The organism is Nonomuraea rosea, assembly GCF_039539705.1.
Classification (GTDB): domain Bacteria; phylum Actinomycetota; class Actinomycetes; order Streptosporangiales; family Streptosporangiaceae; genus Nonomuraea; species Nonomuraea rosea.
In genome coordinates, this window is the sequence record NZ_BAABDQ010000020.1 from 141708 (window position 1) to 166988 (window position 25281).

The window sequence follows — 25281 nt, forward strand, 5'->3', positions numbered from 1 at the left end:
CCCCCGGTTCATGCCTGGGCGACGGTTGCGGTCTCTGGGCTCTGATGGTCTTGAACGGCTTACGTCCCGGTGCCGTTCTCGAACGGCTGGGTCCCGCCCTGGAAGCCGGTGGGCCAGCCCAGCAGGCGGGCGCCGAGTACGGCCGTCTCCAAGGTGAAACGCTGCGTCGGGTCGTCCGGCGAGAAGCCGGTCAGACGGCGGATGCGTTCCAGCCGGTACGTGACCGCCCGCGGGCTGAGCCCCAGCCGCCGGGCCGCGGCCGTCTGGTTGCCGTGCGAGGCGAAGATGGCCTCCAGGGTCTCCAGCAACGGCTCATGCCCGCCCCGCGCCCCCAGCAAGGGGCTCAGCACGCTCGTCACCAGATCCTCGATGGCGCCCCTGTCGCGCAACAGCACAGGGAAGACGAGCAGGTCGGCCGCCTTGACCACGTCGATCTTGAGCTTCAGGCCATCGGCCAGCTCCAGCGCCTGAGCCGCCTCCCGGTACGACGTCACCACGCCGCCGGGCCCCCGATGCGCCCGTCCCACGCCGACCCGCCACCCGGCCGGGAAGCGGGTGCGTACGTGATGGGTGAACTCCCCCACCGCGGCCGGCAGCGTCGCGGGCGCCACGCACACCAGCAGCCCGTCGCGTACGGCCACGAGCACGTTGTGCGAGCCGAACCTGGTGATCAGGTCCCGCTCGATCCGCTCCTGGTGCCCCTCGCCCAGGCCCCTGGCCACGGCCACCACGTACGACTCGGCCAGCCGCAGCCCGAAGTGCTCCGCCCGCTCGGCCAGCCGCTCGGCCCGTCCCTGGAGCAGGTCGTCCACGAACTCCCTGCGCGCCGCCTCCTCGTTGCGCAGGGCCGCGAGCTGCGCCTGCTCGTACCCCTCCATCAGCGCCGACACCGCCCTGCGCAGCGCGGGCAGCACCCCCGGCAGCCCTTCGCCGGCGGCCAGCGCGCCGTCCACGAGGACCCGCAGCGGGATCCCCAGCTCGGCGGCCCGCGTGCCGGCGGCGCGGTAGGCGTCGAGGGCTTCGCGATCCGGTAAGCGCCCGGTCGCGGCGGACTCGGCCAGCACCTTGCGATGCCCGCCGAGCAGGTCGGCGGGCACCTCGGAGATCGCCATCACACTCCCACGTCACGCCTGTCGAACGCGAGCACCGCGGTGAGCGCGAGCACGGCCGTCGCCCCCGCCAGGACAAGGTAGTCCCCCACCGGCAGCCCCTCATAGAGCGGCCTGCCCTCGGCGTAGTAGTGGAACGGCGAGAGCCACTTGAGCCACGCGATGACGTCGACGTTGCGGCCGATCGTGACGACCATGTAGCCGGCCACCACCCACACCCCGACCACGGCCGAGGCGACCATCCGCCGCCCGGTGGCCGCGCCGACGGCCAGCGCCATCGTGCCGAACAGCAGCCCGAGCAGCAGCACTCCCGTGTGCGCGGCCAGCATCCGGTCGAACGGCACCCCCATCTCGACCGCCTCACTGACCGCCCACGCGACGGCCAGGGTCACGCCTGCCACCAGGAGCATCGACACCGCCAGCGCCGCGAACCTCTCCAGCACCAGCCGCCGCCGGTCCACCGGCAGCGTGACGACCAGCTCCAGCGTGCCCGCCTCCTCCGGCTGCGCGATGGCCCGGTTGGCGAGCAGCGTCGCGCACACGATGAACAGCATGGGGACGAAGAGCTGGTAGACGACCGTCTGCAGGTAGCCGGTGCCGGTGACGAAGTCCTCGAAACCGCCCATGAGGTCCTTCAGGGGGCCGGGGAACTTGCCCATGGCGGCCCGCCCGTAGGTCTCGGGCGAGAGCTTGACGCTGGCGTACGTGCCCAGGTAGACGCTCATGAACAGGCAGATGCCGACGCACCAGAGGATCAGCGCCCGCCGGTTGTCACGCAGACTCTTGGTGATCATGGTGCGGCTCCTCGTCGCTGTAGTAGGTCAGGAAGATCTCCTCCAGGTCCGGCTCCGCGCTGACCATGTGCACCACGGTGAAGCGGGCCGCCGCCTTGACCAGCGCGTCCGGCCGCCCGTCGATCGTGCACCGCACGCTGGCGCCCTCCACCCGCAGGTCGCGTACGCCGGGGAGGTTCTCGAAGGCCGCCCGCGGCACCGGCGCGTCGAAGTGCAGCTCGACCCGGCGCACCGCCTTCTCGCGCAGCGCCGCCACGTCCTCCACCGCCACCAGGCGGCCGGAACGTACGATGCCGACCCGGTCTGAGACGCTCTCCACCTCGGCGAGCACATGCGAGGACATCAGCACGGTACGACCGGACTTGCGCACCTCCCTGACCAGGGCCAGGAACTCGTGCTGCACCAGCGGATCGAGCCCGCCCGTCGGCTCGTCCAGGATCAGGAACTCCGGCTCGTGCATGAACGCCTGGATCAGCCCCACCTTCTGCCTGTTGCCCTTGGAGAGCTTGCGCATCTGCACCGACAGATCGGCGTCGAACCGCTCGGCCAGCTCATGGATGCGGGATTCCGGCACGCCGCCGCGCACGCGGCCGAGGAAGCGCAGGTAGTCCGCGGCCCGCTCGCGGCCTTCGAGCGCCAGCTCGCCCGGCAGGTAGCCGATCCTCGCCCGGATGGAGGGCTCGCGCGGATCGGCCCCGAGCACGCGTACTGTGCCACGGGTGGGCCTGATCACGTCGAGCAGCAATCTGAGCGTGGTGGTCTTGCCGGCGCCGTTCGGCCCGAGATAGCCGAAGATCTCCCCCGGCTGGATCTCGAGCGTGAGATCCTCCAGGCCCCGGCGCCCGCCGTAATACTTGGTCAGCCCTTCGGTCTGCACCACTGCTGTCATGGCGGCATCGTCCCGTTCGCCGGGGTGCTCCGTCACTGGACGGGTTCGGCAGGCTGCCGAGGGTTTTGCTTCCGGGACGCGGCAAGGAGAGGGTGGTGGATGTGGAGACCGCGTTCGTGCTCGGTGGCGGCGGCGTGCTCGGCGCGCACGAGGTGGGCATGCTGCAGGCGCTCGACGAGGCCGGGATCAGCCCCGACCTCGTGGTGGGCACGTCCATCGGGGCCCTGAACGGCGCGCTGATCGCCGCCGCCCCCGCCAAGGCGGTGACTCGGCTGACGTCTTTGTGGCGCTCCGATGTCGTACGTACGGCGTTCGCCGGCAACTGGGTCACCCGATTGTCCACGCTGGCCAGGTCCGGCACCCATCTGCACCCGATCGGCCCGCTTCGTGAGCTGCTGAGCGCGACCGTGCGGGTTTCGCGGATCGAGGAGCTGGAAGTCCCGTTCCAGTGCGTGGCGGCCTCGGTGGAGCGGGCGGCGGCGCACTGGTTCACCGGAGGGCCACTGGTCGACGCGGTGCTGGCCTCGTGCGCGGTGCCCGGCCTGCTGCCGCCCGTGCAGATCGGCGGCGAGCACTTCTACGACGGCGGCCTCGTGCACAGCATCCCGATCGGGCGGGCCGTGCAGCTCGGGGCCAAGCGCGTCTACGTCCTGCACGTCGGGCGGATCGAACGGCCGCTGTCGCCGCCGCGGCGGTTCTGGGAGGTGGGCATGGTGGCGTTCGAGATCGCGCGCCGGCACCGCTTCGCCGAGGACCTGGCCACGCTGCCGCCGGGCGTGGAGGTGCACGTGCTGCCCGCCGGGGTCACCGAGCCGCTGTCGCCGCTGCGCTATCGCGACCTCTCGCAGATCTCCGCGTACATCGATCGGGCGTACGAAGCGTCTTCCCGCTACCTGCGGACGGGAGGAGGATGAAAGGTGAGACCGTTCAGGGAGGCCCATGTTGCTCCCCCCTCGCATCCTTCGCCGGCTCGTGCTGGCTCCGCTGGTCATCGTGGTGACCTTGTTCATGCTGGTGACGCTGCCGTTGTGGCTGATCGTCACCGCCGCGGCCTCGCTGCGCCTGCCGCCGCCGCAGCGCAGGGGCCTGAGGTTCGTCTGGTTCGGGGTGGCGTGGCTGACGCTGGAGTCGGCCGTGCTGATCGCGTGCCTGTGGTTGTGGGTGGCGGGCGGGGCGCGCCGCCAGGAGCGGCACTATTCGCTGATCAAGTGGTTCCTGGCCAAGGTGTACGCGGCCGCGGTGCGGATCTTCCGGCTGACCCTGGAGATCCAGGAGCCGGAGCTCACCCATGACGAGCAGGCCGCCCGGCTGACCCGGCCGGTCATCGTGCTGGCCCGGCACGCGGGACCGGGTGACTCTTTTCTCCTGATATTTCATCTTCTGGAGCTCTACCGGCGGCGGCCCCGCATCGTCATGAAGGCCGCCCTCCAGTTCGACCCGTCCCTGGACGTGGTGATCAACCGGCTGCCGAACGCGTTCGTGCCCCGCAAGGCCGGACAGAAGGGGATCATCGAGGAGATCCACCGGCTCGCCGCCACCATGAGCGACGAGGACGCGCTCGTGATCTTTCCTGAGGGCGGGAACTTCACCCCGCGCCGCCGCCGGCTGGCGATCAGGCGGCTGGAGGAGAAGGGGCTGGCCGAGGAGGCGGAGCGGGCGCGGGGCATGGACCACCTGCTGCCGCCGCGTCCGAACGGCGCGATCACGGCCATCGAGGCGTGCCCGTCGGCGGACGTCGTCTTCGTCGCGCACACCGGGCTCGACGATCTCATCACGTTGGGGGACGTCTGGCGCAAGCTTCCCTTCAGCGCTCAGATCACCGCGAAGTGGTGGCGGGTACCGGCTGCCGAGGTGCCCCTGGAGCGCGAGGATCGGATCCGCTGGCTGTACGACCACTGGGAGCGCATCGACGCCTGGATCGCCGCCCAGCAACTGGCCAAAACCGGCTGATCAGCGCTTAACCGCGCCCGGTCTGGGCGCTCTTGTGTTCGAGGGGTCAGGCGGCTGGGGCGCCCGGCGGGAGGAGCGGGACCTCGGGCGGGCCGTGCTGGATCAGGTGGAGCAGCGCGTCCGTGTCCAGGTGCCGCTCGACCAGGTCGCCGAGCGCGTCGAGCCGCTCCTCCCTGAGCCGGGCGAAGTCCGTGTCCGGAGCCGGCGTGAAGTCCCGCCCGGCCCGCTCGGCCACGTCGGCCAGGAAGGCGCGGCGGAAGCCGTCGTTCTCCAGAGCGCCGTGCCAGGTGGTGCCCCACACGTTCCCGGCCCGGCACCCGTCGAGGAAAGGCTCGCCCCCTTCCACCGTCGCCCGCCCGTGGTGGATCTCGTACGCGGCCACCCGGTGCCCGTACGCCATGCCCTCCGGCCGGCCGAGCCGCTTGTCCTGGGCGAACTCCACCCGCACCGGCAGCCGCCCCAGCCCGTCGACGCGCCCGGCGCCCGACTCGACCGTGTCGACGATCTCCCGTCCGAGCATCTGGAACCCGCCGCAGATCCCGAGCACGGGCCCGCTCCGCTCCGAGATCGCCGCCGCCAGCCCGGTCTCACGCAGCCAGGCCAGATCGGCGACCGTGGCCCGCGAGCCCGGCAGCACCACGAGATCGGCGTCGTCCAGCTCGACCGGATCGGTCACGAACCGCACCACCACGCCCGGCTCGGCGGCCAGCGCGTCCAGGTCGGTGAAGTTCGAGACGCGCGGCAGCCGGACGACCGCCACCCGCAGGGTCTGCCTGCCGTGCGGCCGGCCCGCGATGACCCGGCGGCCGTCCAGGTCCAGGGAGTCCTCCACGTCCAGCCAGAGCCCGTCGAGCCAGGGCAGCACGCCGTAGACCGCGCGGCCGGTCAGCCGCCTGAGCATGTCGAGACCGGGCTCCAGCAGCTCTTTCGCGCCACGAAACTTGTTCACGACAAATCCGGAGATGTGGGACTGATCCGCGGCGTCCAGCAGACCCACCGTGCCGTAGAAGGCGGCGAACACCCCTCCCCTGTCGATGTCGCCGACCACGATCACGGGGAGGTTCGCGGCCCTGGCCAAGCCCATGTTGGCGATGTCGCCGCGGCGCAGGTTGATCTCGGCGGGGCTGCCGGCCCCCTCGCAGACGACCACGTCGTACTGCTTCCGCAGCCGGCCCAGCGCCTCCAGCGCGGCGGTGCGCAGGAGGTCCTTCAGCGCGCCGTACTCCATCGCGTCCACGTCCGCCACCGGCTTGCCCATGAGGACGACCTGGCTGCGGCGGTCGCTGCCCGGCTTGAGGAGGATCGGGTTCATGTCGGCGACGGGCTCGAGGCAGGCGGCCTGCGCCTGCATGGCCTGCGCGCGGCCGATCTCGGCGCCGTCCGCGGTGACGTACGAGTTGAGTGACATGTTCTGGGCCTTGAACGGCGCGACGCGGACGCCCTGACGGGCCAGCCAGCGGCAGATCCCGGCGGTGACCACGCTCTTGCCCGCGTCGGACGTGGTGCCCGCGACCAGCAGCGCCCCTGTGACCTGCGCGTCTCCCATGCGATCACCGTACCGGAGCACCGCGAGACCCCTACGTAAGCCCTATAAGGCGAAATCTCGCTGAAATCCACCATTTACGAATGCTGTGACTTCTGCCACTCTGGCTAGAACGTTGCCCTAGAACGAGATTCTAGATTTCCCTACTGAAAGGGTGGGCATGGTCGGGACGTTGGGTTCGCCGCGCACCGGCGCCATCGACGCGCGGGCCCGCGCGCCATTCGGCTGGGCGCCGCTGGTCGTCCTCTTCATCGTCGGACTCGTGGATCGGATCGAGTACAACCTCCTCTCGGGGGTGCTCCCGGACATACAGAAGGAATGGGGCTTCAGCGACACCGCGGCCGGCTCGATCCCCACGGCCGCCGCCCTGGCCGCCGCGGTCGTGGCCCTGCCCGCCGGTTTCCTGGCCGACCGGTTCAGCCGGACCAGGATCATCGCCGTCGTCGTCTTCTTCTGGGCGGTCGCCACACTGGGCTCCGGCCTGGCGACGGGCTTCATGATGTTCTACCTGATGCGGGTGTTCCTGGCCGCCGCCGAGAACATCGACAACCCCGCCGCGGGCAGCCTCCTCGCCGACTACTACCCGCCGGTCAGCCGCGCCAAGGCGTACGGGCTCACCCGCGTCACCACCTACCTCGGCGGCGTCGGAACGCTGCTCGGCGGCGTGCTGGCCGACGTGTTCTCGTGGCGTACGGCGTTCCTGATCATGGTGATCCCCGGCCTGCTCACGGCCGTGCTCGTCTGGTTCCTGCGCGAGCCGCGCCGCGGCGAGCTGGACCGGCTGGTCGCCGACGCCGATGCCGATCCGAACGCCGATCCGGACGCGGGCCCCAGGGAGGCCGCCGTTCCCAAGGCCGCCGAGCCGAAGGCGCCCTTCTGGTGGCAGTTCCGCCAGGTGATGTCCATCCCCACGCTCCTCTTCGTCTGCGTCGGGCTGTCCTTCCTCACCCTCGGCCTGGCCGGCATCTTCTTCTGGCTGCCCACGCTCATGGTGCGCGGCTTCGGGGTCGGCGTGGGCGCGGCCGGCTCGCTCAGCGGCCTCATCACCATCGCCGGCACGCTGACCGGCACTCTCGTCGGCTCGTGGCTGGGCAGGAAGTGGCACGGCACCCGCAAGGGCGGCCGCCTGCTGGCGGGCGGTGGCGGCATCACGGCCGGCTCGCTCGTCCTGGCCGCGGCGCTCGCCATGGACTCGATCGCCGGGCTCGCCGTCCTGGTCCTGGTGGCCTGCTCGCTGATGTCGATCGCGATCCCCAACATGACGGCCTGCCTGGCCGACGTGGTCCCGGCCGCCGCCCGCGGCCTCGGCTTCGCCGTCCTGCAACTGCTCATCACGGCCGGCGGGGCCTTCGGCTCGCTCATCGTCGGCATCGCCTCGGACCAGCTGGGGTCGCTGCTGTCCGGCATGTACGTCCTGGTCATCCCCATGGTCATCGGCGGCCTGGTCACGCTGGGGGCGCGGGCCTCGTTCGAACGCGACGCGCGCAAGGTCCTGGAAGCCGCCAGGACTGACGCCTAAGCTGATCGAATGGCCAGCGATCTGCCCATCTGCCGCACTTGTGGCGTCCAGTACGCCGAGCCCCGCCCGGACTGCCCGATCTGCGAGGACGAACGCCAGTACGTCGGCTGGCACGGCCAGCAGTGGACCACCCTGGCGGGGCTGGCGGCAGAGGGCCACCGGGGTCGCGTGGAAGAGGAGGGGCCGGACGTCGTGGGCATCGGCGCCGCCCCGCCCACGGCCATCGGCCAGCGTGCCCTCCTCGTCCGCACACCGACCGGCAACGTGCTCTGGGACATGGTGTCCTACCTGGACGACGATCTGTTCGCCCAGGTCCGGGAGCTGGGCGGGGTGTCGGCCATCGCCATCAGCCACCCGCACTTCTACGGCTCCATGATCGAATGGGCGCACGCCTTCGACGCCCCCGTCTACCTGCACGCCGCCGACCGCGAATGGGTGGCCAGGCCGGACGACGCGGTGGTGTTCTGGGAAGGCGAGACCCACCGGATCGCTGAGGACCTCACGCTCGTGAACGCGGGCGTCCACTTCGCGGGCGGCCAGGTCCTGCACTGGTCCCGCGGCGCGGGCGCCCTGTTCTCCGGTGACATCCTCACGGTCGTCCAGGATCGGCGCTGGGTGAGCTTCATGTATAGCTACCCGAACTTCATCCCCGAACGTCCGCAGGTCGTGCGGCGTGCCCTGTCGTTGCTGGAGCCGTACGCGTTCGACCGGGTTTATGGCGGGTGGTGGCAGCGCGTCGTCCACACGGACGGCGCCGCGGCCGTGCGCCGCTCGGCGGAGCGCTACTTGCGGTTCACCGGCGAGGGCTGAGCGTCACTGCTGCGGCCCGCGCCGCTCCTGCTCCTGCTCGGGCGCCCGCTCGCCGCCCGTCGCCGGGCCCGCACCTGTCGCGGGGTTCGCACCGGTGGCAGGGTTCGCGGGGTTCGCGGGGTTCGCGGGGTTCGCGGGGTTCGCGGGGTTCGCGGGGTTCGCGGGGTCTGCGCCCGAGCCGCCACCGCCGTAGCGGCGCTGCACCTCGTCCACGCCCTTGCCGATCTGGTCGTCGTACTTGTGCCCGGTACGCTCCTTCGCGTACTGCTCGGCGCGGTCCAGGATCTGGTCGGCCTGCTTGGAGTGGCCTCTGGCCAGGTCCTCCGCCTTCTTCAGCCATTCCCCGATGCGGCTCATCACGGTTCCCCCGTTCTTCCGGCTAATCGCCCCATACCCGCGCATATCCGGATGATGTGACCACCCGGGCCAAGCCACCGGTGTCCGCAGTGATTCCGCTCACAACCCTTGCCTTTCACGTCAACGTCAGGTTTTAGCGTTGCCTCGAACGAACCACGCAAGGAGGAACACCATGCAGATTTCCGGCTCCATCGCCCTCGTGACCGGCGCGAACCGCGGCATCGGCCGCCGGTTCGCCACGCAGTTGCTGGAGCGGGGTGCGAAGAAGGTCTACGCCACGGCTCGCAACCCGGAGCTCGCCGACCTCCCCGGTGTGGAGGTCCTGCGGCTCGACATCACCGACCCGGCCTCGGTGTCCGCCGCGGCCGCGGCGGCGCAGGACGTCACGCTGCTGATCAACAACGCCGGCATCTCCACCGGCGCGAACCTGATCACCGGCGACCTCGCCAGGATCCGCCTCGAGATGGACACCCACTACTACGGCACGCTGAGCATGGTCCGCGCCTTCGCGCCCATCCTGGCCGCGAACGGCGGCGGCGCGATACTCAACGTGCTGTCGGCGCTGTCCTGGTTCTCGTACGACGGCGCCAACGCCTACAGTGCGGCCAAGGCGGCCGAGTGGAGCCTGACCAACGGCATCCGGCTCGAGCTCCGGAGCCAGGGCACCCAGGTCACCGGCCTGCATCTGGGAGCGGCCGACACCGACATGATGGCCGGCTACGAGGGCGACATGATCGATCCCGCCGACGTGACGCGCGCCGCGCTGGACGGGATCGAGGGGGGTGACCTGGAGGTCGTCGTCGACGAGTGGAGCGCCAAGGTCAAGGCCTCACTGTCCGCCGACCCAAGCCTCTTCTACGGCCGCCCCTGACCCGCCACCCCACCCGAACGGGACCGACGGGCGGGCCGAGCAGGGCGGGCGGGGGCCTGCGGGCGGGCTAGGGTGGGCTGATGGCCGAGCCTTCATCCGTCTCCCGGCACCGGCTGAGCTCCGCCGGTCTGGACGCCGGTGCGGCGCTGGTGTGCGTACTGGCGTTCTGGCTGCCTTTGGACGGCCGGTTCGGCGCGCCCGTGACGGGCGGGCTGGTCGTGCTGCTGATCGGCGGGATGCTGTTACGTTCCCGCCTGCCGCTCGCCGCGTTCTGCGTCGTCACCGCGGTCACCGTCGCCGGCCTCATCCTGGAAGCGGCGAACGATCCGTTCATCGCGGCGGCGTGGACGCTCTATCCCGTGGCCGTGGTGCGGGCCACGCCCAGGTCGCTTTCCGTGGTCAAGATGTCGATCGGCACGTTCGTTCTCGCGCTCGCCCTGCTGGGCACCGCCGACGGACAGGGCGGCGCGCTGCGGAACATCATGCTCAGCCTGCTCGCCCTGACCGGCGCCTGGCTGCTGGGCGGCACCACGCGCCGGGCGGTGCTGGAGGCCGAGCACGCGACGCGCGCGGAGCGGCAGGCCGCGGTGGTGGCGGAGCGGCTCCGCGTGGCACGCGAGGTGCACGACGTCGTCTCCCACTCCCTGGGCACGATCGCGGTGACGGCCGGGGTCGCGGCCCGGGTGGGCGCCGGGAACCCCGACCACCTGCGGGACCGGCTGGTACAGATCGAGGCAACCGGCCGGCAGGCGCTGGACGAGCTGCGCGCCACGCTGGGGGCCGTCCGCGTCGGCGAGGAGGGCGCCGGACGCCGCCCGCAACCGGGCACCGGCGACCTGCCCGCCCTGGCCGAGCACGCGCGGACGGGAGGCGTCGCGGTCCGCATGACCGTGACCGGCGCCGACGCCCTCCCACCGGGCATCGGCCTGGCCGTCTACCGCATCGTGCAGGAGGGGCTGACGAACGCGGTCAGGCACGCCCCCGGCGCGCGCTGCGCCGTGACCGTATGCGGGCTCGGCGGCGAGGTCCAGGTCACGGTCACGGACGACGGCAAAGGGGCACGGCGATCGGACGAGCCCGGACACGGGCTGGGCGAAGGGGCGCAGGAGCCGGACGCGCCCGGTTACCGGCTGGGCGTAGCGGCGCAGGAGCCGGACGCGTCCGGGCACGGGCTGATCGGGCTGCGTGAGCGGGTGGAGCTGCTCGGCGGCCGGCTCACCGCCGGGCCCGGCCCGCAGGGCGGCTTCGAGTTACGCGCGAGCATCCCGGCGGCAGCGCATGGGTGACCGCACGTCCGGGCGGATCGGCGTACTGATCGCCGAGGACCAGGACCTGCTGCGCACCTCGCTGCGCGAGCTCGTGGACAGCGACCCCGGGCTGGTCACCGCCGGTGAGGCGCGCGACGGCCGGGAGGCGGTCGCGGCGGCGGCGCGGCTCCTGCCCGAGGTCGTCCTCATGGACATCCGCATGCCGGTCATGGACGGCCTGGCGGCGACGAGCGCCATCTGCGAGCGCCTGCCGGCGGCCAAGGTCGTCGTGCTGACGACGTTCGACCTCGACGAGTACGTCTACGAGGCGCTGCGGGCCGGCGCGTCCGGGTTCCTGCTGAAGAACGCCTCCCCTGAGGACATCCTGCGGGCGATCCACACCGTCCACGGCGGCGACGCCATGCTCGCGCCCGAGGTGACCGGGCGCGTGATCGCCGGCTACGCCCGCGAGCGCGGCCGCGCGTGGCAGGGCCCTTCGCCGTTCGGCGCGCTGACCGAGCGGGAGCGGGAGGTCGTGGGCGCCATCGTCCAGGGGATGTCGAACGAGGAGATCGCCGCCGAGCTGTTCCTCAGCCGGGCGACGGTCAAGACGTACCTGAGCCGGTTGTTCCTCAAGCTCGGCGTGCGGGACCGTACGCAGCTCGTCATCCTGGCCTACGAGTCCGGCTTCGTGGAAGGGCGGGGCTGACGGCCAGGGGTGTCAACCTTTGGCCGATGCGCCCGGCGCGGTCCGCTTGGAACGCTGGACGTCATGATCGAAATCGTTGGCCTCACCAAGCGCCACGGCGGAAAACCGGCCCTGGAGGACGTCGGTTTCAGCGCCGTCCCCGGGCGCGTGACCGGGTTCCTCGGCCCGAACGGCGCGGGGAAATCATCCACCTTGCGCATCCTGCTCGGCCTCGACCGCGCCGACTCGGGCCGCGCGACCATCGGCGGCCGGGCGTACCGGGAGCTCAGGAAGCCGCTGCGAACCGTCGGCGCGCTGCTGGAAGGCGCGGCGCACACCGCTCCAGGACCGCGCGGTCGCACTTGTCCTGGGTGGCCCGCAGCAACGGCATCCCGCGCGGCCGCGTGGGCGAGGTGCTGGAGGAGGCGGGGCTGGCGGCGGTCGCGGGCAAGCGCGTCGGCACGTACTCGCTGGGCATGGGGCAGCGGCTCGGCGTCGCGGCGGCGCTGCTCGGCGAGCCCGAGGTACTGATCTTCGACGAGCCGGTCAACGGCCTCGACCCCGACGGCATCCGCTGGATCAGGCGGCTGCTGAAGGAGCACGCGCAGGCCGGGCGGACCGTGCTGGTCTCCAGCCATCTGATGAGCGAGGTGGCGGAGACCGCGGACGACCTCGTGGTGATCAGCGCGGGCCGGATCGCCGCGAAGGGCCCGCTGGCCGAGGTCACCGCCGGGTACGCCTCGCTGGAGGAGGCGTTCTTCGCCCTGACCGCCGCAGCACACCCCGCCCACGACGCACGGAGCACCTCATGAGCGCCGCCGAGCGGACCCCCCTGCGACGCACGGAGCACCTCGTGAGCGCCGCCGAGCGGAACGGCGGGGGCAACGTCCTGGTGAATGCCGTCGCCGCCGAGCTCAGAAAGCTGCTCACCCTGCCCTCGGCCCTGATAGCGCTCGCGCTGGGCGGCGCCGCCACGCTCGGCTTCGCCGCCATGTCGGCCGGCTCCATGCGGGGCAAGCTCGACGCCGGCGACCCCACGGCGCTGGCCTACACCACCCCGACCGAGGTCGGCTTCGACCTCGTCCCGATGGGCGCCATCGGCACGATTATCCTGGGCGTGGTGGCCATCAGCAGCGAGTACGCCTCCAACAGCAAGGACGTGGGCGGCGGCAGGCAGCTCCCGGCCAGCCTGGCGTGCGTCCCGCGGCGCGGCGTGCTGCTCGCGGCCAAGACGATCGCGCTGCTCCTCGTCGCCGGCGTGTTCGCGGCCGTCACGATCCCGGCCACGGTCCTGCTGTCGCAGCTGCTGCTCGGCCCGCACGCGGAGCCGCTGGGCGAGGTGGCGGCGGCACTCGGCTGGCGGGCGGCGGGCGGCGTCGTCTATTGGGTGCTCATGTCGGTGCTCGCCTTCGCCGTCACCGTGCTGACCCGCAGCGCCATCCTGCCGCTGATCGCGTTCATCGCCAACCTCACGGTGGTGTCGGTCACCTTCCTGCTGACCAGGCTGACCCCGGTGGCGAACTACCTGCCCGACGTGGCGGGGGCGGGGATGCTGGGGGTGTTCGAGCCCACCGAGGGCATGCTGGATCCGGTGCCCGGCGGCCTGGTGATGGCCGCGTGGGCCGCTGGGCTGCTCGCCGTCGCCACGGTCGCCTTCACCCGGCGGGACGTCTGATGACCGCCGCGACGCCCGGCGGCGCCCGGAACGCCGGCACCCCAGGCCCCGTCCCCCGGACGCCTGGCGGCGCTCCGAACGCCGACGCTCCGGGCTCCGTCTCCCTGCGCACCGTCTTCCTGAACGCCGTCGCCGCGGAGCTCGTCAAGCTCCGCACCCTGCCCGCCACGCTGATCACCGTCGCCTCGACCGTGGCCGGCACGACCGTCCTGGCCGTCGCCTTCGCCTCCGGCCGTGACCGGCTCGGCGGCTCAGCCTCGGCGGCCGAGTCCGTGCTGCGCACGATCGAGTACGGGCAGATCGGGCTCATCGTGCTCGGCATCCTGGCCGTCGCCACCGAGTACGGCGGCAGCCAGATCCGCACCACGCTGACCGCCGTCCCCGGCCGCACACTGCTCATGGCCGGGAAGGCGGTCGCCTACGTGGTGGTCGCGTCGCTGACCGCGCTGCCGGCCATCGGCGTGCCCCTGCTGGCGGCCCGCCTGGTGCCGGGGATGAGCTGGGCAGGGGAGCACGCCGGGGCGCTGTGGGGCGCGGGCGCGTACCTGGTGCTGATCGGGCTGCTCGGCTACGCCGTCGCCGCCCTGGTCCGCGACCTCATCGCGGCCCTGGTGAGCGCGCTGGCGATCGTCCTGGTCGTGCCACCCCTGCTGGCGGGCCTCACCACGCTGGCGGACCACCTGCCCAGCCACGCGGGGATGCGCATGTACGCGGTCGGTCCCGCGCTGGCGCAGGGCCTCACCCCCGTCGAAGGCGCGCTCACCCTCGCCGCGTGGCTGGCATCGGCACTGTCCGCCGCCGTGGCGCTCTTCGTGAGAAGAGACGCCTAGGCTCCGGTCAGGAGAAGACGGCCGACTTGAGCAGCAGGCGCTCGGAGGCCCGGCCGCCGTCGGGGCGCAGGGAGTAGTAGTCGCCCTTGCAGTTGAAGCCCGTGAAGACGGTGACCGTGGAGTCAGTGTCGTTGCGCGGCGTGTGAGCGCTGCCGCCGGTGCCGCGGAGCTCGGACAGGTTGATGCACTCCCTGCTCTCCGGGTTGACGAACCCGCCGATCCGCAGGTCACCGTCGAGGTCGCGGTAGCGGTAGGTGAAGGTGCCGGTCGCGGCCTGGGCGGGAGCGCACAGCGACATGACCAGGGCCAGGGAGCCGGCGGCGAGTACGGCGGAACGAGCGCGCATGGCGGGGAATTCCCTTCGTCGGGAAGAAGACTTCGGACAGCACCCCACCCTAAGGCCACGCTCTGTAGTTGCATAGTTACGAACAGTGGAGGGCTCCGCGTCGCGAGAACGCGGAGCCCTCGTGCGGTCACTTCAGCGCGAACGCCCTGGTCACCGTCTGCTCGACCTTGTCGCCCGACGTGTCCCAGGCGGCCACCTTCAGGGACACATGCCCGCCGTGCCCCTTGTGCTGGACCCGGACCCGGTAGGTCCCGTTGCCCCGCCGGTCCACCTCGGCCTCGGCCCAGGTCACGCCGTCGTCGTACGAGACCTGCGCCGTAGCCCCAGCGATCTTGACCGGCGCGGCCCCGGTGGGCGCCCGGACGCCGAGCTCGAACGTGTGCCGCCCCCGCGCGGAGACGGCGTTGCGGAGATCGACGCCGAGGTCGTAGTCGATCGTGAGCAGCGGCAGCACGTCCCGCTCGGCGGTGTGCGCCGAGGAGAACGTCCAGGCCGTCTCCGTCTTCGTGGCCGTGCCCCACCAGGCGGCGGTCCGCTCGGCGCGCTGTTCCAGCCGGTAGGACGCCCGCTCGGCGGGGACGGCGAACACCTTGTTGTACAGCTCACCGCCGGAGCCGATCAGCTCCTCCCCGCGGAACAGCCGGTACGACGCCGTGTCCGCCGGGCCGTAGACGAAACCGAAATGGCCGGGATCGGAGTCGCCGAACGCCGGCGTCATCATCCGCAGCTCGTCCCCGGTGCGCTGGGCGGGCAGGCCGTACTCGGAGTAGGCGCTGGACAGGTTGCGCGGCTGTCCCGGCCCGCCGGGCGCGAACCAGTGCTCGCCGGTCCGCTGACCCGCCCGGTAGGCACGGTCGCCGCTGATCAGCTCGGCCCCCTCCACCGAGCGCTGGAACCTGGTCCGCACGACCAGGTCGCCGGGCGTCGTCCACTCCTCCCGTTCCATGGCGCCGGTGATCGGCGACGGCTTGATCATCATGCCGCCGACCTTGGGACGGAAGCTGGCACGCGTGCCGTAGCCGGCCTCGCCGGAGGTGCCGTGGTAGCTCGCGTCGATGCGCGCCATGGTCCGCGGCGAGACCTCGTACCGCAGGTCGCGCGGCACGCCGTCGTGCCAGCGCAGCACGTCGTACCAGTACGGGCTCACCGACGTGCCCTCCAGCCACGCCCGGCCCGCCTTGCGCAGCGCGGCGGCCTCGTCGTAACCCGTGGTGAACGCGGGCACCGCCAGCCCGCTCCCCCAGTACGACAGGGCGCCGGGGCGCTCGTTCAGCGCCAGCACGACGACGGAGGCGCCGGCCGCGGCCGCGCTCTCGATGGCGGGGAACATGTCCGCCCCCGGCCGGTAGGTCAGCAGCGCCAGCTTGCCCGACAGGTCGATGCCGGTGAAGTCCGTACGGCTGCCGCCGTCGTAGACCCGCAGGTCACGCCGCCCGTCGAACCTGGGCCCGTAGTCCATGTGCACCAGCCGCAGGTCCTTGCCGCCCGCCGTGGCGGTGGCGATCGGCTGGTACAGGTCCCAATGGTGGTACATCTCGAACACGCCGGTCTCCGCCTTCGGCATGGGCGTGAGATAGGCGCGCTCGGTGGCCGGGGTCAGCATCCACGACGAGTGCAGGCCGGGCGCGTCGCCGTACCGGACGTGGCCGATGGTGAGCTGCGAGTGGTCCACCCGCTTCGCCGTCTCCAGACGGACCCGGTTCGCGCGGCGCGCGTCGATCGGCACCGTGGCCGGGCCGGTGATCCGCACGTCGGGGTCGCCGGCGAAGACGACCTCGGCCGAGTGCACGCTCTCCTGCCTGCGCTCGAACAGGGTGGCCATCATCGAGTACCGGCCTTCGGGCAGGTCGGCGGCGAGCTTGCCGTCCTCGGGCACCTCCAGGTCGTAGAACTCCCCGGTGTCCAGGTCGAGCACGTCCACGCCCGACTCGGCGCCGGGCGCGCCGCCGTCCCGGTAGGTGACCGGGATCTCGACGCGGTGCCTGGTCGCGCTGATGCTCTGCACGATCGCGACCGTCACCTCGACTCCCGCCGCCGTGGCGCGCAGGCGTCCGGTGTAGCGGCCCCGTGAGCCCTTGGACGGGTCCACGGCCACGGCGACCTGCGCCTTGCCGCCGGCCGGGACCTCCGCCCGGTTCGCGGGGAGGGTGAACATGCCCGCGGGGGCCGGCTCACCGTTCCTGTCGCGTACGTCGAGTGCCAGGTCGAGGGCCACGGCCGCGTCGCCGGCGTTGACGATCTCGACGGCCGAGGTGCCCGCCTCGCCGTCGGCCGCAACGGTGGGCCGGCTGATCGTGGCCGGGCTGGCGTACACCTGCTGGGCGACCGCCCGCCCCGCGTCCACGCGGCCCGCGCCGATCGCGTCGAGGTCGCCCGCCACCGGCTTGGCCGTGCTGACCAGGGCGGCCTTGAGCTGCTGGGCACCCCAGTCAGGGTGGCGCTGGGCGAGCAGCGCCGCCGCGCCCGACACGTGCGGGGTGGCCATGGAGGTGCCGTTCAGCGAGCTGTAGCGGTCGTCGATCGGGGTGCCGATCGACGTGCCCGCCGCGCGGGCGGCCACGATGGCCACGCCCGGCGCGCTGATCTCCGGCTTGAGCGCGTCGTCGCCGAGCCGGGGGCCGCGCGAGGAGAAGGAGGCCAGCTCGTCCCGCTTGCTGACCGCGCCGACGGTGAGCGCGGCGGCGGCGGCGCCCGGCGAGGAGACGGTCCCCGTGTCGGGGCCCGCGTTGCCCGCCGCGACCACGAACAGCGCGCCGGACTCGCCGGACAGGGTGTTCAGCGCCTGGCTCAGCGGGTCCTGGCCGTCGGAGGGGTCGTCGGTGCCCAGGCTCATGCTGACGACGTCCACCTTCTGGGCCGCCGCCCACTCCATCCCGGCGACGATCCAGGACAGGTAGCCGGCGCCCGTGTCGCCGAGGACCTTGCCGACGTATAACTCGGCGCCGGGCGCGACGCCCTTGCGCTTCCCCGCGTCGGCGGCGCCGCTGCCCGCGATGGTGGCGGCGACGTGCGTGCCGTGACCGTTGCGGTCCACCGTGTCGGCGGCGTCGGAGAAGTTGACGCTCTCGGTGATGCGGCCTGCGAGGTCGGGGTGGGCGGCGTCGGCGCCGGTGTCGAGCACGGCCACCTTCACGCCCTTGCCGTCGTAGCCCGCCTGCCACGCGGACGGGGCGCCGATCTGGGGCACGCTGGTCTCCAGCGTGGCGCGTACGGGACGGTCCAGCCACACTTTCTCGTACGTGCCGGAAGCCGCTGCCTTGGGGGCGGCCGAGCTCAGCGCGGTCCAGAACGCCGCGGCCTGCGCGGGGGTGCGCTCGACGGCGGCGGCGTTCGCGCTGGCCAGCACCCGCGTCCTGCGGGCGCCTTCGGGCACCGGCTGAGCGGCGAGCGTCCGCCGGGCGGCCGCGCCGTAGCTGACGATCAGCGGCAGCGCGGGGCGGTGCGCGTCGTCGAAGCCGGCCTCGATGAGCGTGGTGACGTTGAACAGCTCCTGGTCCAGCCGGTTCGCGGCCAGCAGCGGGCGGGCCGTGTCCGGGATCACGTACAGGTCGCCGCGCCGGTCGATGCTCTTGAACGCGGGCTGCGCGCGGCCCGGGGCCGGTCGGGGGCTGGCGACCTGGCGGCCGTCGGCGTAGGTCTGCACCTCTATGACGTCGCCGGTGACCAGCGTAAGCGTGTGCGTGACCGGCGGCGGCTGCTGGGTCGTCGGTCCGGCGGGTGGATCTCCCGCTGCAGCTCCTGCGGGTACGGCCGGCCCGAAAGCGAGTACGGCCGCGCCGGTGGTCGCTGCGACGACACGGAAAAGTGGTCGCATCTTTGGGGTTCCTCCCTTTGCTCCACGCGGTTGATCATCCACACCGCGCAGGACAAATTGTCAGGAAAGGCGTATTTCACCCCAAGAGGTGTTACCGGCGGAGAGCCGCCACGGCATGTTTCCGCCACCCGCGAACTCACGCCCGCCGCACCTCGGACGCGGGCTGGGCGGGTGCCGATCTGTCGGAGCGGCCTCTTACGATACGCGCATGACCACGCACGGATTCACGCTCACCGCCGAGGGCCCGTTCGACTTCGGCGCCTCGCTGCGCTTCGTCGAAGACTGGCCGGCCACCAGCGCGCTGCCCTCCGACGGGAAGGCGCTGCGCTTCGCCTACAGCGCGGAGTCCGACTGGCTGCCGATCGGCGTGACCGTGACTGGCGAGCCGGGCGGGGTCTCGGTCGCCACCACCAGGGCCGCGGGGCCGGGGATCCGGGGCGAGGTGGCGCGGATCCTCTCCCTCGACGTCGACGGAGCCGGCTTCGCCAAGCTCGGCGAGGCCGATCCGGTGCTCGGCGACCTGCAGCGGCGCAGCCCGGGGCTGCGGCCGGTGTGCTTCTGGAGCCCGTGGGAGGCGGCGTGCTGGGCGGTGATCGTGCAGCGGTCGTCGATGCTCATCGCGTCCAGGATCAAGCAGCGCATCGCGGAGCGGTACGGCGCCCGGGTCACCGTGGACGGGCAGACCTACCCGGCCTTCCCGCCGCCTGTTTCGCTGGTCGAGGCCGGCGGGCTCGGGCTGCCCGCGCAGAAGGAGGAGTGGCTGCGCGGGCTGGCTCAGGCGGCGCTCGACGGCGTGCTGACCACCGAGCACCTGCGCTCGCTCGATCCGGTGGACGCCCTGGCCGAGCTGCGCGCCCTGCCCGGGGTGGGGCCGTTCTCCGCGGGGTTGATCCTGATCCGTGGCGCGGGCGCGCCGGACGCGTTCCCCGGCGACGAGCCGCGCCTGTTCGGAATCCTGCGCGAGGCGTACGGGCTGCCCGAGGACGCGCCGCCGTCCGCGTACCGGAAGCTGGCCGAGGCGTGGCGGCCCTACCGCTCCTGGGCCTCCTTCCTCTTCCGCGCCTCCGGCTACGGCGTCGCCGACGACTAGCCGGGCTTCGGCGGTCCACGAGGGCTGATCGCATCGGGCGCACGCCTAGAGCGAGCGATCCTGGGCAGTTCGAGGGTCTTTCGCGACTCTCGGGAGAAACCATGAGTGAAGCTGAGGCCGTCGCCCGCCGGGCGGCGGACAGTCCGGCGATGGACAAGCTTGCGCGGGTCGGGCTGGTTTGCCGCGGGGTGCTCTACGGGCTGATCGGCGTGCTGGCGATCCAGATCGCGTTCGGCGACGGCGGGCAGCAGGCCGACAAGAACGGCGCGATCACCACGGTCGCGGCCCTGCCGTTCGGAGCCGTGATCTTATGGATCATGGTCGTGGGGTTCGCCGCGCTGACCGTGTGGCAGGCCTGTGAGGCGATCTTCGGAGCCCATCGGCTCAAGGACCGGGTCGAGCCCGGCGCCCGGGTCGTGGTGTACGCGTTCATCTTCGCCGCGCTGCTGACCATGCTGCTGTCCGGCAAGACCGCCTCCGACGACCAGCGGTCCCAGAACGTGACGGGCATGCTGCTCGACCTGCCCGCCGGTCAGATCATCGTGGGCGCGGTCGGGCTCGGCATCATCGCGCTCGGCGTCTACTGGATCCGGTACGGGATCAAGAAGGAGTTCCGCAAGCAGCTCAGGCCGATGCCGCCGCAGGCAGGCAAGGTGATGGACCGGCTCGGGCTGGCCGGCTACCTCGCCCGCGGGGTGATCGCCGCGCTGGCCGGCGTCTTCGTGATCCAGGCGGCCGTCACCTTCGACCCCGACAAGGCCGGGGGCATCGACGCGACGCTCAGGGCGTTCGCCGACACTCCCGCGGGGCCCTGGCTGCTGGCGGTGGTGGCGCTCGGGCTGCTGCTGTTCGCCGTCTACTGCCTGGGCGAGGCCCGCTGGCGGCGTACCTGAGCCCGAGCCGAACCCCAGCTGACAGCGCCGAGAGCCCGAGCCCACAGAACGCGGGCTCGGGCTCTCGGCGTGTCCGAGCCCTGGCTAGGCCCGCTTGACCAGCTCGGGCACCTGCGGCCGGCGCTGCTTCTCGCGCCGGTACAGGATCGCCCGAGCGGCCATCACCACGCAGCCGGCCCCCAGCAGCAGGCCCCACATGACGTCGCTGAGGAAGTGCATGCCGCGATACAGCCGGGAGAACGCGACCACGAGCGGCGCCCCGACGGCGAGCACCCAGATCACCACCTGGAGTGCCCTGTTGCGGACGTGCGTGGTCAGGACGAGCGCGAGCCCGCAGTAGAACGCGACGGCCGCGCTCACGTGCCCCGACGGGAAGCTGGAGGTCGGCGGGGCCGGGTCGATGTGCTGCACCGGCGGCCGATGCCGTCCGACGGGCGTGGTGGTGGCCAGGAAGATGAGCGACTGGCTCCAGACGGCCGCGATCATGAAGATCGATTCCCGCCAGCGCTTGTACACAAGCCTGAACACGATCGCGGCCACCGCGGTCAGCGCCACGATGTACGGGGTGTCCGACAGGCTGCTGCCGAAGTCGGTGTAGGTGTTCCACAACGATGTGCGGTCGGCGGCCAGGTCCCGGCTCACGGCCGCCTCACCGGTGGGCCAGGCGAGGATCAGCAGGCCTGCGCCGTAGGTCACCCCCGCCATCAGGAGCATCGGTAATAAGATCGTCAACGCATAGTACCTGGCATGCTCTGTCTTACTCATGGCCCACCTTCACCGACTCGGGTTCCAATCCCTCGGCCAGCGGCGCGGCGGGCCTGCGGCCCTGCTCACGCCGCCATGTCTCGAATCCCGCCACGGTCGCGGCGATCACCGCCGCCCCCAGGACGAGGCCCGCCGCCACGTCGCTCACCCAGTGCACGCCGAGCGCGATCCTGGTGTAGCCGACCGACAGCACCAGGAACGCCGCGACCGCCCACGCCACCCGCCGCCCCCACCGGGGCAGTCTGGGCAGGAGGAGCAGCACGATCACGCCCGCGCCGAGCGTCACGTTGACCGTGTGACCCGACGGGAAGGAGTCGCCCGGCGCGAGCGCGACGGGGTCGGGCAGGTGCGGCCGCGCACGGGCGACGATGATCTTGAGTGCGAGACCCAGCAGCCCGCCCACGGTCACGGTGGTGACCGCCCAGACGGCCAGCCGGGGCGCGCCGTGGCGCAGCAGCCAGACCGCGTACGCGATGACCGCGATGCGCCAGGGCCACGGCCCGAACAGGTCCGTCCACACGATGAGCAGCCTGGTCACGTCGGGGTGGGCGAGCGCGTATTCGTGCAGCTCAGCGGCGACCTGCGCGTCCAGCTCGTTGACCGGCATCTTCGCCACGACCAGCAGCAGGCTGAACGGGATCATGATGAGCGCCACCGCGACACTGGCGATCGTCAGGCGCAGCCCCAGGCTGCGGTCGCGGTTCGCACGGGCTCCAAGCAGTCGCCGCCTCACAGTTCCGGCCCTTCCTCGATGGACGGTTGCGCTCGGCTACCCCGTCAGGCGGCGTTGATTCCTGCCTGAAAGCCGGGGCCGGGGGTAGTCCGGGAGGCATGTCCCCCACCGTGGCGGTTGTCGCGCACCGCAAGAAGACTCTCGGCGCAGGCCTGGACAGGCTGCGTGTGCTGATTACCGAAGAGGACATCGGCGAGCTGCTCTGGTACGAGGTGCCCAAGAGCAAGAAGGCCCCCAAGAAGGTCCGGCAGGCGCTCAAGGAAGGCGCGGACCTGGTGTTCGTGTGGGGCGGGGACGGCATGGTGCAGCGGTGCGCCGACGTGCTGGCCGACTCGGGCGTGCCGATGGCGATCCTGCCCGCGGGGACCGCGAACCTGTTCGCCGGCAACCTCGGCATCCCCACCGACCTCGATGAGGCGGTGCGGATCGGCTTTCACGGCCGGCACGCGAAGCTGGATCTCGGGGTGCTGAACGGCGAGCACTTCGCGGTGATGGCGGGGGCCGGGTTCGAGGCCGAGATGATCGCCGACGCCGACGGGCGGTCCAAGAAGCGGCTCGGCAAGCTGAGCTACGTCAAGGCGGCCATCCGGCACGTCGGCGGGCCGCTGGTGCCGATGACGATCAAGGTCGACGGGGAGACGTGGTTCGAGGGGCAGGCGAGCTGCCTGCTGCTGGGGAACGTGAGCACGATCGCCGGCGGCATCGAGGCGTTCGACGACGCCCGGCCGGACGACGGCTGGCTGGACGTCGGGGTCTCGACCGCCAAGGGGCCGATCCAGTGGGCCAGGGTGATGGGGCGGATGACCACGGGGCGGTCGGAGGACTCGCCGTTCGTCCGGATCACCCGGGCCAGGAAGGTGTCGGCCACGTTCGGGGCGCCGCTGACGTACGAGCTCGACGGCGGCGAGCGGGCGGCCACCACCCGGTTGAAGGCGGCGGCCGTCCCGGGCGCGCTCACGATCTGCCTGCCCCCCGACGACCAGCCTTAAGCGCCGGGCCCAAAGCTCAGCACGCCCCTGCGGCCGGGCCCCGCGATCAGGGGAGCAGCAGGGTTTTGCCTGGGACGGCGCGGGCCTCCATGGCCGCGTGCGCGTCGGCCGCCTGCTCCAGCGGGAACGTGCGGCCGATGACCGGCCTGATCCGGCCCGCCGCCGCGGCGGCCAGCGCCGTCTCGGTCCGGCCGCGCGGATCCGCGCCCAAGGCCCCGAGCTGCTCCAGCCCGAGCACCGTGACGCCGCGGCGCGCGGCCTCCTCCGGCTCGATCGTGGTGGCCCGGCCGCTGGAGGCCCCGTGTACGGAGAAGCGCCCCCCGCGTGCCGTCACCTCGAACGCCTCGCGCCCGATCCGCCCGCCGACCCCGTCGAAGACCACGGTGGGCCCGGTGCCGCCGGTCGCCTCCCACACCTGCTTCGCCCAGCCGGGCCGCCCGTAGTCCACGGCCGCCTCGGCGCCGAGGCCACGGGCCACCTCCAACTTGGCCTCGCTCCCGGCGGCGGCCACCACGCGTGCCCCGGCCGCGAGGGCGAGCTGCACCAGCAGGCTGCCCAGGCCCCCGGAGGCCGCCTCGACGAGCACCCAGTCCCCGGCCCGCACCCCGGCGTTCGCGATCAGGCCGACCGCCGTGCTGCCGTCGTTCAGCAGCGCGGCGGCCTCGGGGAGCCCCAGACCGTCCGGCACCGCGATGAGATCGGCCGCCGCCGCGACGGCCAGCTCGGCGTTGCCGCCGCCATTCCCCACCGTGCGGGTGACCACGCGCCGATCCTGCCAGGAGGCGTCCACGCCCGCGCCGAGCACCGCCACCCGCCCGGCCACCCCGCCGCCCGGGACGTAGGGCGTCTCGGGCAGCGGCGGTCCGGGCGTGCTACCCCGCCGGAGCTGCGTCTCGACAAAGTTGATCTCCGCTGCCTCGACGCGGACCACGACCTGGCCCGGTCCCGCCACCGGCTCCGGCGCCTGCCCGGCCTCGATCACCTCGGGCCCGCCGAACCGGGTCACTCGCACCACTCGCATGCCGCCTGCTCCCTCGAATCCTTCGCGTCAATGTCCGTGGCCAGCTTGCAACCTCAACAAGACTTGAGGTCAAGCCGAGCCGCAGGATATGAAGCGATCGCGCAGGGCAGAGGAGGTGTACCCACCTAAGGAGCCCCCCGTGCCCGAGACCCGCAGCGATGCCACGGCATCCGCCGCCGGCGAACCTCATGACCGCCAGGACGCCGGCGACCCGCCACGCCACCGGGAGGATCCAGGTGATCCCCCCGGCCGCCGGGAGGCTCCCGGCCTGCCGTTCGGGCGGCCCGGCCGTCCCTTCTCCAGCACGCCCTTCACCTTCGGCTTCACCGCCGCCCTCGGCGTGCTGAGCGCCTGGCTGCTGGTCCAGTCGCTGACCGCGGCCAGCTCCGTGCTGATCGTGATCTCGATGGCGCTGTTCCTGGCGGTCGGGCTGAACCCCGTCGTGGAGTGGCTGTGCCGGCGGGGGGTGCCCCGGCGGCTGGCGATCGCGGCGGTGTTCGTGATGGTCATCGCGTTCTTCACCGGCTTCGCCTTCGCCATCGTGCCGGCCGTGTCGGACCAGGCCGGCCAGTTCGTCAAGCAGTTACCCACTTACGTCACCCAGCTGCAGAGCAACCCCCAGATCCGCGATCTCGACCAGCGCTACGGGCTGCTGGAGAAGGCCGCGCAGTACCTGACCAGCGGCCAGCTCGGCCAGCAGCTGTTCGGCGGGATCCTGGGCGTCGCGAGCATCGTCATCAGCGCCGTCTTCACCACGCTCACGCTGCTGATCCTGACGTTGTACTTCCTCGCCGCCCTGCCCTCCATCACGCGTACGGGCTACCGGCTGGTCCCCAGGACCCGGCGGCCCCGGGTGCAGATGCTCGGGGACGAGATCCTGCGCCGCGTCGGCGGATACGTGGCGGGCAACCTGCTCATCTCGCTGATCGCCGGGGTGACCTCGTTCGTCTTCCTGTCGATCGCGGGCGTGCCGTACGCGCTGCCGCTGTCCATCATCGTCGCCATCACCGACCTGATCCCGCTGATCGGCGCGGGCATCGGCGCGGCCATCGCGACGCTGAGCGCGCTGTTCGTCTCCCTGCCGGTCACGATCGCCACCCTGGTCTTCTTCATCGTCTACCAGCAGGTCGAGAACTACTGGATCGCGCCCAGGGTGATGAAGTCCTCGGTGGACGTGCCCGCGGCCACGACCATCGTCGCCGCCCTGATCGGCGGCACGCTGCTGGGCGTGGTGGGCGCGCTGCTGGCCATCCCGGCCGCCGCCGCGCTCCAGCTCATCGTGGCCGAGGTGGTGGTGCCCCGGCAGGAGCGGAATTGACCGCCGGCCCCGGTCCGCTGAGGGGATCAT

The 25281-nt window shown here is 72.2% G+C and carries 25 protein-coding genes; 15 read left to right on the plus strand and 10 right to left on the minus strand.

The features are described from left to right. Window positions 1-59: 59 nt before the first annotated feature. The 3 genes from ABEA43_RS37385 to ABEA43_RS37395 are packed head-to-tail and all read right to left on the minus strand — an operon-like array spanning window position 60 to window position 2792. Window positions 60-1112 carry a PucR family transcriptional regulator gene (locus ABEA43_RS37385; protein WP_345569455.1) on the minus strand — a complete coding sequence of 351 codons (1053 nt, stop codon included), beginning with the start codon at window positions 1110-1112 and terminating at the stop codon, window positions 60-62. Beyond that, a complete protein-coding gene (locus ABEA43_RS37390; protein WP_345569457.1) occupies window positions 1112-1903 on the minus strand; it encodes an ABC transporter permease subunit in 792 nt (263 codons plus the stop codon). The genes ABEA43_RS37385 and ABEA43_RS37390 overlap by 1 nt, the downstream gene beginning before the upstream one ends. Beyond that, entirely contained in the window at window positions 1881-2792 is a 912-nt protein-coding gene (locus ABEA43_RS37395; protein WP_345569459.1) for an ABC transporter ATP-binding protein, read from the minus strand. Before ABEA43_RS37395 ends, ABEA43_RS37390 begins: the two co-directional genes overlap by 23 nt. Before the next feature lie 95 nt (window positions 2793-2887). Here ABEA43_RS37395 and ABEA43_RS37400 point away from each other — a divergent pair, with 95 nt between their 5' ends. Together ABEA43_RS37400 and ABEA43_RS37405 are read left to right on the plus strand one after the other, a co-directional pair. Further along, complete coding sequence (locus ABEA43_RS37400) at window positions 2888-3706, plus strand: patatin-like phospholipase family protein (RefSeq protein ID WP_345569461.1); 819 nt, start codon at window positions 2888-2890, stop codon at window positions 3704-3706. 25 nt (window positions 3707-3731) lie between these two features. Then, the gene (locus ABEA43_RS37405) at window positions 3732-4742 is read left to right on the plus strand and encodes a 1-acyl-sn-glycerol-3-phosphate acyltransferase (RefSeq protein ID WP_345569463.1); all 1011 of its coding nucleotides are present in this window, start codon (window positions 3732-3734) and stop codon (window positions 4740-4742) included. A 46-nt stretch (window positions 4743-4788) separates the two neighbouring features. On the opposite strand, the gene ABEA43_RS37410 is transcribed toward ABEA43_RS37405, so the two are convergent. Continuing rightward, the gene (locus ABEA43_RS37410) at window positions 4789-6288 is read right to left on the minus strand and encodes a cobyric acid synthase (protein WP_345569465.1); all 1500 of its coding nucleotides are present in this window, start codon (window positions 6286-6288) and stop codon (window positions 4789-4791) included. A gap of 157 nt (window positions 6289-6445) precedes the next feature. On the opposite strand from ABEA43_RS37410, the gene ABEA43_RS37415 reads away from it, so the two are divergent. Together ABEA43_RS37415 and ABEA43_RS37420 are read left to right on the plus strand one after the other, a co-directional pair. Further along, window positions 6446-7804, plus strand: coding sequence for an MFS transporter (locus ABEA43_RS37415; RefSeq protein ID WP_345569467.1), 1359 nt, complete (start codon window positions 6446-6448; stop codon window positions 7802-7804). Between the two features lie 9 nt (window positions 7805-7813). Further along, window positions 7814-8614, plus strand: coding sequence for an MBL fold metallo-hydrolase (locus tag ABEA43_RS37420; protein WP_345569469.1), 801 nt, complete (start codon window positions 7814-7816; stop codon window positions 8612-8614). 3 nt (window positions 8615-8617) lie between these two features. On the opposite strand, the gene ABEA43_RS37425 is transcribed toward ABEA43_RS37420, so the two are convergent. Continuing rightward, window positions 8618-8971 (minus strand): antitoxin, encoded by a 354-nt coding sequence (locus tag ABEA43_RS37425; RefSeq protein WP_345569471.1) that lies wholly within the window; start codon window positions 8969-8971, stop codon window positions 8618-8620. Between the two features lie 172 nt (window positions 8972-9143). Here ABEA43_RS37425 and ABEA43_RS37430 point away from each other — a divergent pair, with 172 nt between their 5' ends. From ABEA43_RS37430 to ABEA43_RS37460, 7 genes are all read left to right on the plus strand, one after another. Further along, window positions 9144-9842, plus strand: a complete 699-nt coding sequence (locus tag ABEA43_RS37430; protein WP_345569473.1) for an SDR family oxidoreductase — start codon at window positions 9144-9146, stop codon at window positions 9840-9842. Window positions 9843-9922: 80 nt separating this feature from the next. Next, the gene (locus ABEA43_RS37435; protein ID WP_345569475.1) at window positions 9923-11128 is read left to right on the plus strand and encodes a sensor histidine kinase; all 1206 of its coding nucleotides are present in this window, start codon (window positions 9923-9925) and stop codon (window positions 11126-11128) included. Further along, window positions 11121-11798, plus strand: coding sequence for a response regulator transcription factor (locus ABEA43_RS37440; RefSeq protein WP_345569477.1), 678 nt, complete (start codon window positions 11121-11123; stop codon window positions 11796-11798). The genes ABEA43_RS37435 and ABEA43_RS37440 overlap by 8 nt, the downstream gene beginning before the upstream one ends. Before the next feature lie 63 nt (window positions 11799-11861). Further along, on the plus strand, window positions 11862-12308 hold the full coding sequence (locus ABEA43_RS37445; RefSeq protein ID WP_345569479.1) for an ATP-binding cassette domain-containing protein: 447 nt from the start codon (window positions 11862-11864) through the stop codon (window positions 12306-12308). Next, complete coding sequence (locus ABEA43_RS37450; protein ID WP_345569616.1) at window positions 12191-12589, plus strand: AAA family ATPase; 399 nt, start codon at window positions 12191-12193, stop codon at window positions 12587-12589. Before ABEA43_RS37445 ends, ABEA43_RS37450 begins: the two co-directional genes overlap by 118 nt. Next, entirely contained in the window at window positions 12586-13452 is an 867-nt protein-coding gene (locus ABEA43_RS37455) for an ABC transporter permease (protein WP_345569480.1), read from the plus strand. The genes ABEA43_RS37450 and ABEA43_RS37455 overlap by 4 nt, the downstream gene beginning before the upstream one ends. After that, window positions 13452-14282, plus strand: coding sequence for an ABC transporter permease (locus ABEA43_RS37460; RefSeq protein ID WP_345569482.1), 831 nt, complete (start codon window positions 13452-13454; stop codon window positions 14280-14282). The genes ABEA43_RS37455 and ABEA43_RS37460 overlap by 1 nt, the downstream gene beginning before the upstream one ends. A 7-nt stretch (window positions 14283-14289) precedes the next feature. On the opposite strand, the gene ABEA43_RS37465 is transcribed toward ABEA43_RS37460, so the two are convergent. Further along, complete coding sequence (locus ABEA43_RS37465) at window positions 14290-14628, minus strand: hypothetical protein (RefSeq protein ID WP_345569484.1); 339 nt, start codon at window positions 14626-14628, stop codon at window positions 14290-14292. Window positions 14629-14755: 127 nt separating this feature from the next. Next, window positions 14756-18442 carry a S8 family serine peptidase gene (locus ABEA43_RS37470; protein ID WP_345569485.1) on the minus strand — a complete coding sequence of 1229 codons (3687 nt, stop codon included), beginning with the start codon at window positions 18440-18442 and terminating at the stop codon, window positions 14756-14758. A gap of 208 nt (window positions 18443-18650) precedes the next feature. On the opposite strand from ABEA43_RS37470, the gene ABEA43_RS37475 reads away from it, so the two are divergent. Both ABEA43_RS37475 and ABEA43_RS37480 read left to right on the plus strand, forming a co-directional pair. Continuing rightward, the gene (locus ABEA43_RS37475) at window positions 18651-19532 is read left to right on the plus strand and encodes a DNA-3-methyladenine glycosylase family protein (RefSeq protein WP_345569487.1); all 882 of its coding nucleotides are present in this window, start codon (window positions 18651-18653) and stop codon (window positions 19530-19532) included. Window positions 19533-19633: 101 nt separating this feature from the next. Beyond that, window positions 19634-20425 (plus strand): DUF1206 domain-containing protein, encoded by a 792-nt coding sequence (locus ABEA43_RS37480; protein ID WP_345569489.1) that lies wholly within the window; start codon window positions 19634-19636, stop codon window positions 20423-20425. An 84-nt stretch (window positions 20426-20509) separates the two neighbouring features. On the opposite strand, the gene ABEA43_RS37485 is transcribed toward ABEA43_RS37480, so the two are convergent. Together ABEA43_RS37485 and ABEA43_RS37490 are read right to left on the minus strand one after the other, a co-directional pair. Further along, on the minus strand, window positions 20510-21139 hold the full coding sequence (locus ABEA43_RS37485; RefSeq protein ID WP_345569491.1) for a phosphatase PAP2 family protein: 630 nt from the start codon (window positions 21137-21139) through the stop codon (window positions 20510-20512). Between the two features lie 43 nt (window positions 21140-21182). After that, window positions 21183-21923, minus strand: a complete 741-nt coding sequence (locus tag ABEA43_RS37490; protein ID WP_345569493.1) for a phosphatase PAP2 family protein — start codon at window positions 21921-21923, stop codon at window positions 21183-21185. 98 nt (window positions 21924-22021) lie between these two features. Here ABEA43_RS37490 and ABEA43_RS37495 point away from each other — a divergent pair, with 98 nt between their 5' ends. Then, window positions 22022-22912, plus strand: a complete 891-nt coding sequence (locus tag ABEA43_RS37495) for a diacylglycerol/lipid kinase family protein (RefSeq protein ID WP_345569495.1) — start codon at window positions 22022-22024, stop codon at window positions 22910-22912. A 46-nt stretch (window positions 22913-22958) separates the two neighbouring features. On the opposite strand, the gene ABEA43_RS37500 is transcribed toward ABEA43_RS37495, so the two are convergent. Next, a complete protein-coding gene (locus ABEA43_RS37500) occupies window positions 22959-23933 on the minus strand; it encodes a zinc-binding dehydrogenase (RefSeq protein WP_345569497.1) in 975 nt (324 codons plus the stop codon). 139 nt (window positions 23934-24072) lie between these two features. Between ABEA43_RS37500 and ABEA43_RS37505 the strand changes: the two genes are divergently transcribed. After that, entirely contained in the window at window positions 24073-25251 is a 1179-nt protein-coding gene (locus ABEA43_RS37505) for an AI-2E family transporter (protein ID WP_345569499.1), read from the plus strand. The last annotated feature ends 30 nt before the right edge of the window (window positions 25252-25281 follow it).

What these genes read in the sequence shown, in the direction of transcription:
- ABEA43_RS37385 (WP_345569455.1), bottom strand. Translation starts at nt 1,112, where the DNA reads ATGGCGATCTCCGAGGTGCCCGCCGACCTGCTCGGCGGGCATCGCAAG.
- ABEA43_RS37390 (WP_345569457.1), bottom strand. Translation starts at nt 1,903, where the DNA reads ATGATCACCAAGAGTCTGCGTGACAACCGGCGGGCGCTGATCCTCTGG.
- ABEA43_RS37395 (WP_345569459.1), bottom strand. Translation starts at nt 2,792, where the DNA reads ATGACAGCAGTGGTGCAGACCGAAGGGCTGACCAAGTATTACGGCGGG.
- ABEA43_RS37405 (WP_345569463.1), top strand. Translation starts at nt 3,732, where the DNA reads ATGTTGCTCCCCCCTCGCATCCTTCGCCGGCTCGTGCTGGCTCCGCTG.
- ABEA43_RS37410 (WP_345569465.1), bottom strand. Translation starts at nt 6,288, where the DNA reads ATGGGAGACGCGCAGGTCACAGGGGCGCTGCTGGTCGCGGGCACCACG.
- ABEA43_RS37415 (WP_345569467.1), top strand. Translation starts at nt 6,446, where the DNA reads ATGGTCGGGACGTTGGGTTCGCCGCGCACCGGCGCCATCGACGCGCGG.
- ABEA43_RS37420 (WP_345569469.1), top strand. Translation starts at nt 7,814, where the DNA reads ATGGCCAGCGATCTGCCCATCTGCCGCACTTGTGGCGTCCAGTACGCC.
- ABEA43_RS37425 (WP_345569471.1), bottom strand. Translation starts at nt 8,971, where the DNA reads ATGAGCCGCATCGGGGAATGGCTGAAGAAGGCGGAGGACCTGGCCAGA.
- ABEA43_RS37430 (WP_345569473.1), top strand. Translation starts at nt 9,144, where the DNA reads ATGCAGATTTCCGGCTCCATCGCCCTCGTGACCGGCGCGAACCGCGGC.
- ABEA43_RS37435 (WP_345569475.1), top strand. Translation starts at nt 9,923, where the DNA reads ATGGCCGAGCCTTCATCCGTCTCCCGGCACCGGCTGAGCTCCGCCGGT.
- ABEA43_RS37440 (WP_345569477.1), top strand. Translation starts at nt 11,121, where the DNA reads ATGGGTGACCGCACGTCCGGGCGGATCGGCGTACTGATCGCCGAGGAC.
- ABEA43_RS37445 (WP_345569479.1), top strand. Translation starts at nt 11,862, where the DNA reads ATGATCGAAATCGTTGGCCTCACCAAGCGCCACGGCGGAAAACCGGCC.
- ABEA43_RS37455 (WP_345569480.1), top strand. Translation starts at nt 12,586, where the DNA reads ATGAGCGCCGCCGAGCGGACCCCCCTGCGACGCACGGAGCACCTCGTG.
- ABEA43_RS37460 (WP_345569482.1), top strand. Translation starts at nt 13,452, where the DNA reads ATGACCGCCGCGACGCCCGGCGGCGCCCGGAACGCCGGCACCCCAGGC.
- ABEA43_RS37465 (WP_345569484.1), bottom strand. Translation starts at nt 14,628, where the DNA reads ATGCGCGCTCGTTCCGCCGTACTCGCCGCCGGCTCCCTGGCCCTGGTC.
- ABEA43_RS37470 (WP_345569485.1), bottom strand. Translation starts at nt 18,442, where the DNA reads ATGCGACCACTTTTCCGTGTCGTCGCAGCGACCACCGGCGCGGCCGTA.
- ABEA43_RS37475 (WP_345569487.1), top strand. Translation starts at nt 18,651, where the DNA reads ATGACCACGCACGGATTCACGCTCACCGCCGAGGGCCCGTTCGACTTC.
- ABEA43_RS37480 (WP_345569489.1), top strand. Translation starts at nt 19,634, where the DNA reads ATGAGTGAAGCTGAGGCCGTCGCCCGCCGGGCGGCGGACAGTCCGGCG.
- ABEA43_RS37485 (WP_345569491.1), bottom strand. Translation starts at nt 21,139, where the DNA reads ATGCTCCTGATGGCGGGGGTGACCTACGGCGCAGGCCTGCTGATCCTC.
- ABEA43_RS37495 (WP_345569495.1), top strand. Translation starts at nt 22,022, where the DNA reads ATGTCCCCCACCGTGGCGGTTGTCGCGCACCGCAAGAAGACTCTCGGC.
- ABEA43_RS37500 (WP_345569497.1), bottom strand. Translation starts at nt 23,933, where the DNA reads ATGCGAGTGGTGCGAGTGACCCGGTTCGGCGGGCCCGAGGTGATCGAG.